Here is a 13,017-nt window from a genome sequence, read left to right as displayed (position 1 = left end):
TTTTTCTATTTACACAAAATATTTTACACTCTCCACTAGAGGGAATCACACCAATTTTCATACCAATTGGTTTCATTTATGACGTTGATTCCTTTGATTAATGAGCGTTTCATTAAAGAAAAGGGTTGAGAGAGAAAAACATATGATCAGGTTGCTGGAAGGAAACTATAGAAAGATGGAAAAAATCATTCGGATTCTATCCATTTCTGACAAGTGGATGACTAAAAAAGAACTTGCCAAACGAATCGGTAGTTCGGAATCTACGTTTGTAAGGTATATCGAAGAAATCAAAATCCGCTGGGGAACGGATGTAACGATTCAGTCTTCACAAAAATTGGGGTATCGACTTGAACATTTGAATGTACCGGCTTATTTAAATGTGCTAATGGAAATGTCACAAAGTTCTACAAATAGTCGTCTATTAAATGAAATCATTGTCAATCCGGGTAAAACGATCGAGTATTATTGTGAAAAAATCTCGATTAGTCGTTCTTCTTTTACGCGTAAGTTGAAACAATGCAATCAAATTTTAGAAAGCTATTTATTAAAAGTAATCGTCGATCAAGGGTTTCAGTTGACTAGCCTGAAAAGTGAGCTCCAGCTGCGTATCTTTGTCACCTTTTTCTTTTTAAGCTACTATGGAAGACGTACTTTGCCATTTCCAATCGAAAAAAAGAAGATCAAAGAAATTATGTCAAAGAACAATTGTCAGTTGAATTTATTCCAAGAAGAAAGTCCTTATGAGCAATCTTTCTTTATTATGTATTTTGTTGTGCATCTTATGCGGGAATCACAAGGAAATCCATTCGAATGGAAAGCTGGAGACCCATATGTAAAGTTGATAAATATAGATAAAAAAGACTTTTTGATCTTGAAAAATCTTTTAGGGAAATTGAAGTACAGCAGCTATATAAAAGTAGTGAACTATTTTGTCAATACGATTTTTTCAGAATTTTCGGAGAAAGAAAAAAATGAAATCAGTGAACAGATACGAAAAAATATATCCTACTGTTCATTTTCATCTGCTGATTGCAAAGAAAAAAACGAAGAATTTGTTGTTCGACTCTTAACTCAAATTTATTTTTTCTCACGTATTTTTCCATACGATACGACTCATTTGACGATCCGTGCCACTTTCTTTGCGGAACAGATGCAACATCGCCATATACGTCTATATGCTGGATTTCGTGCAGAACTTCAATTTTATTCCACCCTACTGAATCGAAATTTGATTTATTATTTATCTAGCTATATATTTTGGATGCTTATCGGTAATCCTGAAATACACCATTATACTTCCGATAAAAAAATACTGATCGTCAGTGACTTAAGTCTTCGACATAGTCGATACATTGAAGAATATGTCAGTGATGTTCTTGCTGTGCATAAGATTCACTCTGAAACAACTGCTATCACTGAAGATCAACTTTCGAAATACAATCTTCTTGAGTATGACCTGATCGTCACGAATCAACCAATTCCGAATACCCATGTTCCTTATATGTTGATTGATGATAGTGTGTCATTCGCAAATGAAGAAGAACTGATCCGCTTATTTGAGCTATAAACAATCAAAAAACAGCTATGTATACTCTACCATCCTGATAAAAATGTCAGGACAAATAGACATAGCTGTTTCTTTTTATTGGATACCTTTTGCAATCCAACGAGATTTATAGCGAAAATCTTTTAATAGTTCTTCTTTTGTCCAGCCATTTGCAATGAGATCCGTCAATGAGTTCATTACGAGAGACATGGAGAAGTATAAGAAGCTAACTGCTTCTTCCGACGATTGAATGGTAAAATGATTAATTTTTAGTAATTCTAGCCATTTGTCGTTCATAGGAGAATCAGCAGTTAGCTCTCTGCGTTTGGTTGTCTGCTGATCATTTCTCTGGGTCAATAAGTATAATCTTTGCCAATAGATACTATTGTGATCTAAATCGCTGCACCACTCCAAATACTTTTCGATCCCTAAAAAGAAATGTTGTTTGTTTTCACTAATGAATGTCAAGATATCTTGATGGACTATATGAGAACTGCTTTTGATCGTATACAAATAAGCATCTTCTAAATCTTGAAAATATTTATAAAAAGCGCCGCGTGACATTCCCATTTTCTCAACAATTTCTGAGACTTTTACTTGGCTGATGTGCTGTGAGCAAAATATCTCTAACAATAGGTCGTCGATTCGCTGCTTCTTTGCTTTCGGCAAATTGAAAAAAGTTTCTTTTGGCATCCACATCTCTCCTTTATCTCTGATTATACGTGGATTGCCCATCCTTGTCATGAAGTACTCATTTTTTCTCTTTCTCTTCTTCTGTCAAGTACCCATCTTCCATTCGATAAACGCGATCACTCCACTGAATCATACGGACATCATGAGTAACCATAATAGTTGCTTTTTGTTTTTCATGAGCTTCCTTAACCAGTAATTTCACGACCTCATATGCATGATCGGTATCTAAACTAGCTGTTGGTTCGTCCGCTAAGATCAAGCTCGGTTCATTATATAAAGCGCGAGCAATCGCCACTCTCTGTCTTTCCCCACCAGAAAGATCTCTAGGATAACTGTTCTTTAGTGACTGGATATCTAAAGATTGCAGTAAAGAATCGCTTTTTTTGGAAACATCTTTTTTTGAAGTGACTTGATCAACTAGTTCAAATTGCTCTTTTACCGTTAAAAAAGGAATCAGATTAGAGCTTTGGAGAATAAATCCAATTTCTTGAAAACGCAGATCTGCTCGTTTTTTTTCTGGAAGTTCAGTTAATGAATGACCGTTGATCACTATTTCTCCGGAAGTCGGTGTTTGCAATCCTCCTGAAATGGTGAGAAAAGTACTTTTACCTGAACCAGAAGGACCAATAATGCTGACGAATTCCCCTTCCTTTACATAAAAATCAATTCCTTTCAAAGCTGAGACCTTTGTATGACCAGAACCGAATGTCTTGGTAACTTTTTTCATTGTCAATATTTCTTTCATTTTTATTAACCTCCTATTGCTGTAATTGGGTCTACTTTTGTTATTGTACGGATTGAAAAGAGTCCGCCTAGCATCGCGACAATGATCAAAATCCCACTATATAGCAGCCATTGGGACCAAAAAACAGCAAAAGGCATCGCACTTGGTAAAATCAGACTAGTCAGATAAGCAAACACAAGAGCAACCAGGACGCCTACCAACCCCACAATAAATGACTGTGCAACTAAAGATTTAGCAATGAAGGAATTTTTGATTCCTTGTGCTTTCATTACTCCAAAAATAGCAGTTTTTTGAAGAGTAATCACATACATAAAAATACCGACTACGGCAGCGACTACTAAGAACAAAAAGTAGATCATCGCGTTTAAGGTCATGTTTTGGGCAGAATAGCCAGGAATGCTTTCAATGAACGTCTCAATAGTTAGTAACTGTAGTTTCTTTGATGCTTTTTCTTTCGAAATTTTAGCAGAATTCTTTGTAACGATTCCATTGATTGGCTGTTCCTCTTCAGAAGCAAATGGCTGTTTTCCATACTTCAAAGCAGTCCACGTATCAAGAGATGTATAGATGACTGGAGAAACAGTGTAATAAGTTGCAGGAAAGATACCAACAATCGTCAAAGGATCGTTGTAACTGCCAATTTTGATCGTATCTCCGATTTTATAACCTGAATCAGCCAGGTTTTGCGAGATGATAATCTCATTCTTTGTTTTGAATTCATGCCCTTTCGTGAGTTTTGGTAATAAGAATGCTTTTTTTGACGTGCCGAAAACTGTGACATTTTCTTTATTTTTTCCTTTGACTGCACCGCTGTATAATCCAATCGGGGCTTTTTCTCCTCCTTCAATATATGTCAGATCTTCTCTTGTTAATTGTGAAGCAGCAAATACTTGATTGGCGTCCTCTGATAAAACAATCTCTTGTGCATCCCAATCATCGATTGCTTTCTTGAATTCTTCAGAAAGCCCATTTGCTAGTCCAGATAACATAAATACGACATACGCAATCAAGAACATAATCCCGATGATCAAGCCATACCGTAATTTAGAATAGCGAATTTCTTTGATAGCTAGAAACATTTGATTTTCCTCCCTATGATATGTTGATAGTGACAAAATGTCACTCGTTGAATAGTGTAACTCTAAAGTGACATTTTGTCACTTCTGTTGGATTTTTTTATCAATAAATTGTCTAAGACACCTTTCCATAAAATCTTAACATGTGTCATAATAGGATTATTTAAGTCTTATTTATGTTATCCATGTTAAACTAAAGTGACCAAATGAATGAGGTGGGAAAATGTTTAAACTATTAGTAGTAGAAGACGATAAGGTATTATCCAATAATATAAAAGAAATACTCACAACAATTGGTGAGATAACACAAGTTTATAACGGTGGTGAAGGACTGTTTGAGTTGGAAAGCGGTGTTTATGACCTTGCAATCTTGGATTTGATGATGCCGGAAATGAATGGTTATGAAGTCCTAGCAAAGTTACGGAAAGAAAAAATACAGACTCCTGTATTGATTTTGACAGCAAAAGATAGTTTGGAAGATAAGATTGAAGGATTTGAACGTGGTGCAGATGATTATCTGACAAAACCGTTCTATCGAGAAGAATTGATCATGCGCGTGAAAGCATTATTGAAACGATCGCTTGGTCTCTTTGATGAAAACATTCTGAAGTATAAGGATATCAGTTGTGATCTAAAAAGTAATGAAGTATTGTATAAAGAACAAGTTTTGCCCATACAAGGAAAAGAGTTTGAATTACTCGTTTATTTTTTACAAAATAAAGGAATCATTTTGACAAAAGAGCAGATATTTGATCGGATCTGGGGATTTGATTCTGATACGACGATTACAGTTGTTGAAGTTTACATGAGCAATTTACGGAAACATCTACGCAGTACTGGACTAGATAAAGAAATCAAAACTTTACGTAATGTTGGTTATATATTGCAAGGGGTGTGATGCAATGAATGGAGATATTACACGCAAGCAGCGTAGCCGTTTTTTTGCAACGAATGTAGCTGCATTTGCTTTGATCTTTTTTCTTCTGGGGTTTATTACTTTACAGATATTGAACCAATCTGCGTATAGAGAAACGGATCTTTCATTAGAGAAAACAGATTTTGATTCTCGGACAGTACAATTAGAGATACAAAGGTATCAGCAAGGTGATCCCTTTTTGAACCCGAATCAAATGGAACAAAACAGAACAAACATGGAACAACCATTGATGGAACCATCAAATGACCGATTTAACACTCAAGTGATCTTGTGGTCTGAAAATGGTGAGATATTGAATAAGGCAGCTATTGGTGGACGCTTCAATCAGATCAAAGAATTAAAAATGGATACAAAAAATCTGAATACCATCCAAAATATTGAATTAAATGAAGAAAACGACTCATCTACCCTCTCCTTCCGCTCGATAACGAAAAAAGCAGAGACGAATCAAGTTGGTGTTGCCTATATCCAAATTTTAGAAAATACAAATCAAATCAAAAATTCATTAGCAACTTTTCGCACAATTATGATTTTGTGTATGGTTGTTTTCTGGCTTATCTCAATTGGCATTAGTTATTACTTGTCTAGTCTAAGCATGCGCCCTATCATTCTTTCTTGGAGAAGACAAAAAGAATTTGTCGAAAATGCTTCTCATGAATTACGTACACCGTTAACGATTATTCAAAATAGTTTGGAACATCTATTTACCAAACCTGATCATACCATCATTGAGGAATCTGAAAGTATTGCTCAAGCATTGTCAGAGACGAGACGGCTCACTGGATTGACTTCAGATCTGCTGACGATTGCCCGAAATGATTCTGATCAGCAGCTACTTTCAAAACAAATGATCAATACACAGGAATATATCGAAAACCTTGTTAAACCATTTCAAGAGATGGCCACCATAGACGGAAAGGAGTTTATCCTTCATAACGAGGCAACATCAGAAGTACCAATTGACGAAAAAAAGATCCATCAAGTTTTGGTTATTTTGCGAGATAATGCCTTAAAATATACGAATCCAAAAGATAAAATCATTTTAGATTCGTCTGTTAACCATAAAGAATGGCTGATTCACGTAAAGAATACTGGCCCTTCTATCAGTGAAGAAGATCAAGTAAGAATCTTTGATCGATTTTATCGGGAAGATCAATCTCGTGCGAAGGAAACTGGCGGTTACGGACTTGGATTGGCGATTGCAAAACAGATAATCGAACAGCACCACGGACAAATTTCTGTATCCAATTATCTTCCACAAGGAGTTGATTTTAAAGTCCAATTACCGTTGAAGCCTAAAAAATAATGCTTAACTCTAAAACATACTAGGAAAAGGGCTGTGACAATAATCTTGTCACAGCCCTGTTTTCCGAATAAACGGTGTTCCAGAAGTAGCTTCTTCGGAAATAAGCCGAAATTTCACAAAAATTTGAGAAGCAATTTTCGTAAATTCCTTCTTATTTCTTGAAGCTGACCACTTCTGTCACAACCTCTTTAGCTTACGCTTAAGATTTTTTATTGCGGTCTTCAATGTGTACATCACCGCTTGTGTCAATATCCAATTCTTCTCGGCTAACATCTTCTGTCACTTTTTCAACGTCTTCATGTTCTTCTTTATGAATTCCCACTTCTTCACGAACAACTGTATGCTTGCTAACATCTACTTGCTCTTCTTTGATTGGGATAGTGATTGTGTCATCTTCCAAGTTTTCGTCTGTACCCTGTGAAGATGGATCTGTTACTGGTTTGCGCTCGATGACGATTTCTTCACGTTTGACCGGTACTTCTACCGTTTCAGTATCGTTGACCATATGTTTGTGGATGTCGACTTCTCCAGTGGTAACATCATGTGTATTTACATCTAATTTTTCTTCTTTTAGTTGAATCGTGTCATCATCTAGATTTGGTTTGCGATCGATGTCTTCCGTCTCTTTTGTACTCATAGAATCAGCTTCGCCAGGTACGTCCATCGGATCAGTTCCTGGTGTCATATTCAATGGATCTGTTGTATTTTGAAAGCCTGTCGTGCCATCTACGTCCATTGGATCAGTGCCAGTCCCAGTCCCTAGTCCTGTTCCCATTGTGCTTGCCGGGGTAACTGTATCTTGCGTATCCATTGTGTCTTTTGTTGTTTCTGGCTGACGATAGCCTTTTACTGTGATGACAAATTTTCCAGCAGAAATATCTCCTCTATACTGATATAAAGGATCATTTTCTGGCGTAGCCGTCTCAGAATCATAGGTATCAAAAGAAAAAGTGTCTTTTATTCTTTCCCATAAAGAGCGATCTTCTTCGCCATCCATCCGATTCTCATCTGTTTCAACATCTATACCGGATAATCCGTCGAATCCCAGTCTAGTTGCTGCTTCATCAGTAGTATAAATAACGATATCATCTCGATCATACCCTTCGTTACGCAACCGTTCGATTACTGATAATGCTTCATCCCTTGTACTGTAGCTACCGATGACTGTTAAATTTTTGTCTTCCATGTAAATTCCTCCTAGCAAATAGATTTATGATTGGTATATTTTTACTTATAAATTTATTCTATAGGAGACGATTGATTTCTACAAATATTTAGATTGGAATTAGATTAAAACATTTTAATTGAAATTTTGGAATATCTATGCTAATAGCAAAATATATATCACTAAAATAGTCATTTGTGCATTTATTCCTATAGGAAATTTTTTGAAAAAATTTCTTATATTTTCCATTTATTACGATTGTATTATTTATCCAATCCTTGAATAAGCAAGCTACTTATATAGATAAATAGACTGATTCCTAGTATAATCGTTCCTATCATAGGATAAATTCCTATGTAAGGTGATGAAGCTCCAGCTATTTCTAATATTCCTTTAAGAATCATTCCGACGATATAGCTAGCCAAACCCGTATTGAATAAATTGAAAGCCAGGCGATTTCGAAAAGTATTTAATATTTTTTCGAAAATAAAAAGGAATGCCCCTCCTACCATTGGAATAACCCAGACCCATTTCAGTGCTTGTGAAGTGACCCCGTGGCTAAAATGATGATAAACCAATTGAAAGATGAAAAGAATGACTGAACTAATAAAATAACTATAAAACGTTTTTTTCTTATTCATAATTATACCCCTTTTCTTAACCTATAAAAACGATATCGCTGACAGATCGTTCAGAGTTTCCACTTCCGCCGACTGTTTGATTAATGACTTTTCCATTGAAATAAAGCGTTGTTGACCCTCCACCATCTAAATTATATGCGGTTTTTGCTCCATGATTTTTCAATACAGTTGCTAGTTCGCTGAGACTCAACCCTTGACTATCATCTGTTCGACCTTCTGAAACAACAACGAGATAATGGTTTGTTCCAACTTGAGCAATTGCGATTCGTGGATTACTTTGCATCGACTGCGACACTTCCTCATCTTCAGAAACAGTGACTTCTCCATCTTCAACTAAAGCAGGACCAAAAGATAAAACTTGTTGTACATCTTCTTCTACTAGCTTTTCAGCAGATGTTTCTGCTTCTTTTATTATTGAGAAATCACCATTTTTATCAATTACTAAGTCTTCTTTTGTTTCATCTTCACTAGGTGTATCACGATATAGTGTGCCATTTCTAAGTACATATCCTGTATCTCTAAAACCATAATAATCTCCGTTTATCGCTAAAATCGCTTGTTGTTCTTGTGCGATCGCAGATGTAGTTTCTTTGATGTTGCGTCCATACGTATTGTTTGCCAAAGCTGTTTTTAAATAGCTAGAATCGCTTACTGTAATATCAGCAACATAAACTGTGGTTTCATCAACACGTTCTGAAGATAATGTGATATTGATATTTTCATCTTGGTAGCTATTATCTGTAATCACTGGTTCAAAAGAACTTGAGTTACTCGTATTTTTGTGTCTGTTGTCGAAGTGGAAGTCTCATTGGATACCGATTCTACTGCTGCTATTTTCTGAGGCAAAACAAATGTTTTTAATAATATATAACTTGAACTTCCTAACAAGAAAACACTCGATAGACATGCCCACATATATTTTTTTCGTAAAAAATGTTTCATAAAGATTTCCTCCTAACAAAAGACTATGCGTCTTTGAATCGAAAAACTGACAAAAAACAATAAAATATCCACAACGGCCTTACAAAGCAAAAGCGACTGAATAATAACCGAAAGGATCGACACACTTAGCCAACTTAAAATCAGTTGAAAGAGAAACAATAAGCTGTATTTATAAAAAGCAGTATGGGCTCTTTGCTTTCTGAACACATAATGTCGATTCATTTGATAATTGAAAATTCCTGATAGTACTCTAGAAAGTATGGTAGCAATCAACAAAGAAGCCATTGTATGATTTCCAATAAAAAATATAATGGAATAGAATAGTCCAATATCCACCAATGAAGAGGAAATCGAGGAAAAAAAGAAACGAATGAACGGACGATAAACAAGATAGGAATCTTGGAATATTCGAAAATGGGAACCTTTATTTCCATCGCTATATATTGTTTTGATAGGGATCGTAGTCATTCGATAGCCGATCTTTGGTAAAACTAGCAGTTGATTGATTTCATATTCAAACCGATTTCCTTCGATTTTGAGCAGTTCAGATAAACTAGAGATAGAAAATCCCCTCAGTCCTGTTTGTGTATCCTGTAAGTGGATACCTGAGGAAAGATAATAAAAACCGCTCGTCATTCGATTCCCGAAATAGCTTCGAAAGGGCGTGTTTTCATACGAAAAATCTCTTACACCCAAAAGGAATTCCTGACCAGCTAATCGATCTACTGCCACTAGCATTTTTTGGATGTCTTCGATTTCATGCTGACCATCACTGTCTGCTGTGACAACGCCAGTAATGTCTGGATAGGAATCAAGTATAACTGAAAAGCCGAATTTTAATGCATATCCCTTGCCTTTGTTGTCAAAGTAGCTAATTTTAGTGATATTAGGATGTTCCATTCGCTGAAACAGTTTTTGATAGGTTTTCCCACTTCCATCATCAACAATGATAATCGGTACGTTTACAGATTGTGCTAATTGATTAATGAAGAATACAGTGTTTTCTGTGGGTTCGTAGATTGGAATTAATAGAATAGCTGACATATACTCACCTGCTTTTATTTGAAATTGTAGTTATTGTTGCAAGTGAAACTTAAGGGCTTCTTAAAAACTAAGAGAATCACCTCTGATTTTGTAAAGACTTTTAAAAGACAGTTACATGGATGTTCGTTATCAAAGCAAGACAAATTCCCTATCGTCATTTGAGGAAATGCGGTAAAATAAAGGAAATGAACAATAACTGGAGGGATTTGTATTGGACAGCAAAACTAGAAAACAACTGCAAGAAAAATTAAAACAACGTACACATTTGCTCCCTTCCGTCTTTCAACAGTTTTTAGAAGAAAATCGCTCTTCTTTATCATTAGGTAGTCGCTATGAATATGCAAAAGATTTCCATTTGTTTACTGATTATTTGAGAAAAGTATTTTCTGAAGAAGTGGATGATCAGCTGATTATCCGTTTAGAAAAACAAGATTATCAGAATTTCTTAGCTAAAATCTATCGACATACTCGTTCGTTCCAAACTACAGCGAACCAAGAAACGGAGCAATTGTTTGAAAATAGCTACTACGGGATTTCGAGGAAGCAATATTCATTAAATCATTTTTTACGATTTTTATATCAAAAAGGAGTAATTGAAGAAGAGATCTCTCTTTTGGGTACAAGTTTACCGGAAACAACTAAAGCAGCTCCGCGATATATCGATGCAGAACTTTTCAAAGATTTTGAGCATTTGTTTATCCCGATTGAAGGCTTTCAAACAAGCAGAGAAGCTAGCTTTGAAGAAAAGAATAGACCGAGGAACCTTGCGATTACTGCCATTCTTCTGTATTGCGGATTAAAGATCCATGAAGTAGTAGAACTTAAACGTAAAGATGTATCTTTGACCAAGCAGATTCTTAATCTGAATAGAAAAGAAAACAGATTGAGTAAAGTACCAATACCAAAAGAAGCGATGCCGTTTCTAGAGAACTATTTTAAGTTAACCGCACAAAATACGGATGAAAATTCTTTTGTTTTTCGTTCCTCGCATGATCAACAAATTTCTCCTCGGACTATTCGCCAAATTTTGAGCAAAATCACAGTGTATAAGAATGTATCACCAGAATTATGCCGAAAAACCTATCGCTATTATACCGAACTATATTTAGATGATGCTGACGCGGTAAACTATTTATGTGGTAATCGATACCTATCTTCCCACTCTTTTCAAGAAATCTGGGAAAAAATGGTTGATTTTTCTTATCACGAATTAGCGGCATTCGTTCAGGTTTCTGTCACATAGGAACCTGAACTTTTTTTCACAATAAACTATATTATTGTATAAAGGTTTATGTTACGATTATCTTGAGTTTGTATATTACTTAACAAAAGATAATGGAGTGTGAATGATGGAGACCATAACGTATTCCCCTTTGAATTTATTTACGAATTTTCAAGAAGCTGCAGCTGGCTTTTCCGAGACCCCGATTATCTGTGATCAGCCGCTTTCTGCTTTTCCTGAGTTAGGACTTGAAACAACTTACAAAAAATGCTTTGAAAGTGTGTTAGATCGAGCTTATCAATTGGCCCATCTTGGTGTGAAATCTGGAGACAAAGTCATTATCTATAAGAGTTCCGCTTTTGACACATACCTTCTCGCTGTTTCTGTGTCTTACCTTGGTGCAGTGCCTGTCATGACTTCTTATCATCTACCTACAGCGACAATGGAAGTATTTATCGACCGTTTAGAAGACCCCTTCATTTTATTTGATGATGAGACAAAAAAACGAGTGGGAGAAATTTCAAACGGGACTAAGTCAAAACAGATTCCTATTTTTTATTTACTGGAGCAACCTACTTTTCCTGTTCCCCAATCGTTTTTAGCTAAAAATGAAATTTCTTATATGACCCATACTTCTGGTACAACTGGTATCCCTAAGCTTATTTGTCATTCTGCTCATTCTATGGGTTGGCGAACGAAATGGCAAAAAACTGTTTTTGCAAAAATTTCAGAAAAGAAATTAATCGCTTTTCACATTTCCCCCGTACATTCTAGATTCAATATTGGCATCTCTTCTTTGATGTCCATGGGTTTTCCTATGATGCCTTTAGCAGATGCACAAAGTTCAAAAATTATTCGTATTTTGGAAACCCACCGACCAATCGCATTAGAGACTCATCCGAATAACTTTGTTCAGTGGAGTTTTACTGCTAAAGAACATCCAGAAGCTTTCTCTGGTATCCGTTATTATCACTCTACTTTTGATGCCATAAACAATCAGACAATGGAAACATTTTTGCGAACATCAATAACACAAGATGCGGTATTCCTTCAAGTATATGGCCAAAGTGAATGTGGACCAATGATTCTTAAGGCTCATACACTGGAAAGTTTGAAAACGAGTGATGCAAGAGATATGGGCGTTGGACTGGAAGACATGACAAGCGCTCGGATCACAGATTCAGTTGGGAATGTCCTTCCTGAAAATACAGATGGTCATATACAATTACTGTCTAAAGGACGGGCTTTGACTTATTATAAGGAAGATGCACGGTTCCAGGAAAATGTTTATGGCGATTGGTGGGATAGCGGAGATTACGGATTTATGGATGAGCGTGGTCACCTATTTTTGAAAGATCGGCAAGTAGATTTGATCGAAACGATCAACAGTACATTAGCTATTGAAGACTTTTTATTAGATTCGTTAGATTTTTTGGCAGAAGTAGTGATTGTAAGGGATAAAAATCATTCTCCACAGCCGATTATTGCTTTAGCCCCTGATAAAGAAATGGATTGGAATCGCTGGTGGGAGCAAGTCCATGAACTTCCCCGTTTGAACGCCCCTATCATCCGTGACTTTGATGCAATCCCGCGAACAGCTACAATGAAAGTTCAGCGGCTTCAAATCGAGAAAGAATTAAAAACACAAAACAACTAATCGTTTTTAAGTGGTTGTGAAAAAGCTGTCCTGCATCAAGTAA

General features: G+C 36.0%; 11 protein-coding genes and 1 pseudogene. 5 read left to right on the top strand and 7 right to left on the bottom strand.

Going from position 1 to position 13,017, the window contains the following annotated elements; all coding sequences use genetic code 11:
- Positions 1-175 precede the first annotated feature (175 nt).
- Positions 176-1,567 carry an AcpB/EbpR/MafR family transcriptional regulator gene (locus HMPREF2961_RS08920; RefSeq protein WP_070704600.1) on the top strand — a complete coding sequence of 464 codons (1,392 nt, stop codon included), beginning with the start codon at positions 176-178 and terminating at the stop codon, positions 1,565-1,567.
- A gap of 75 nt (positions 1,568-1,642) precedes the next feature.
- Here HMPREF2961_RS08920 and HMPREF2961_RS08915 read toward each other — a convergent pair whose 3' ends face one another.
- Genes HMPREF2961_RS08915 through HMPREF2961_RS08905 form a run of 3 tightly spaced genes read right to left on the bottom strand, consistent with a single transcriptional unit; the run spans position 1,643 to position 4,063 of the window.
- Entirely contained in the window at positions 1,643-2,290 is a 648-nt protein-coding gene (locus HMPREF2961_RS08915; protein ID WP_002315018.1) for a TetR/AcrR family transcriptional regulator, read from the bottom strand.
- Positions 2,291-2,297: 7 nt separating this feature from the next.
- Positions 2,298-2,984, bottom strand: a complete 687-nt coding sequence (locus tag HMPREF2961_RS08910) for an ABC transporter ATP-binding protein (protein WP_002329199.1) — start codon at positions 2,982-2,984, stop codon at positions 2,298-2,300.
- Positions 2,985-2,989: 5 nt separating this feature from the next.
- A complete protein-coding gene (locus HMPREF2961_RS08905) occupies positions 2,990-4,063 on the bottom strand; it encodes an ABC transporter permease (protein WP_070704597.1) in 1,074 nt (357 codons plus the stop codon).
- A 220-nt stretch (positions 4,064-4,283) separates the two neighbouring features.
- Here HMPREF2961_RS08905 and HMPREF2961_RS08900 point away from each other — a divergent pair, with 220 nt between their 5' ends.
- Entirely contained in the window at positions 4,284-4,958 is a 675-nt protein-coding gene (locus HMPREF2961_RS08900; protein ID WP_002315015.1) for a response regulator transcription factor, read from the top strand.
- Between the two features lie 4 nt (positions 4,959-4,962).
- Entirely contained in the window at positions 4,963-6,303 is a 1,341-nt protein-coding gene (locus HMPREF2961_RS08895) for a sensor histidine kinase (RefSeq protein ID WP_070704594.1), read from the top strand.
- Between the two features lie 199 nt (positions 6,304-6,502).
- Here HMPREF2961_RS08895 and HMPREF2961_RS08890 read toward each other — a convergent pair whose 3' ends face one another.
- The 4 genes and pseudogenes from HMPREF2961_RS08890 to HMPREF2961_RS08875 form a co-directional block, all read right to left on the bottom strand.
- On the bottom strand, positions 6,503-7,489 hold the full coding sequence (locus tag HMPREF2961_RS08890; protein WP_002315014.1) for a DUF2382 domain-containing protein: 987 nt from the start codon (positions 7,487-7,489) through the stop codon (positions 6,503-6,505).
- Between the two features lie 242 nt (positions 7,490-7,731).
- Entirely contained in the window at positions 7,732-8,109 is a 378-nt protein-coding gene (locus tag HMPREF2961_RS08885; RefSeq protein ID WP_002292434.1) for a hypothetical protein, read from the bottom strand.
- Positions 8,110-8,125: 16 nt separating this feature from the next.
- Positions 8,126-9,051 (bottom strand): annotated as a pseudogene (locus HMPREF2961_RS08880) (phosphodiester glycosidase family protein).
- 12 nt (positions 9,052-9,063) lie between these two features.
- Entirely contained in the window at positions 9,064-10,095 is a 1,032-nt protein-coding gene (locus tag HMPREF2961_RS08875; RefSeq protein WP_070704591.1) for a bifunctional glycosyltransferase family 2/GtrA family protein, read from the bottom strand.
- Between the two features lie 211 nt (positions 10,096-10,306).
- Here HMPREF2961_RS08875 and HMPREF2961_RS08870 point away from each other — a divergent pair, with 211 nt between their 5' ends.
- Together HMPREF2961_RS08870 and HMPREF2961_RS08865 are read left to right on the top strand one after the other, a co-directional pair.
- On the top strand, positions 10,307-11,338 hold the full coding sequence (locus HMPREF2961_RS08870; RefSeq protein ID WP_002315011.1) for a tyrosine-type recombinase/integrase: 1,032 nt from the start codon (positions 10,307-10,309) through the stop codon (positions 11,336-11,338).
- A 103-nt stretch (positions 11,339-11,441) separates the two neighbouring features.
- The gene (locus HMPREF2961_RS08865; RefSeq protein ID WP_002315010.1) at positions 11,442-12,974 is read left to right on the top strand and encodes an AMP-binding protein; all 1,533 of its coding nucleotides are present in this window, start codon (positions 11,442-11,444) and stop codon (positions 12,972-12,974) included.
- Positions 12,975-13,017 lie beyond the last annotated feature (43 nt).

The sequence above is a fragment of the Enterococcus sp. HMSC076E04 genome, assembly GCF_001814285.1.
GTDB classification, from domain to species: Bacteria; Bacillota; Bacilli; order Lactobacillales; family Enterococcaceae; genus Enterococcus_B; species Enterococcus_B lactis.
The sequence above is the reverse complement of the archived record's forward strand: the minus strand, read 5'-3'. Positions and strand labels throughout refer to the sequence as shown.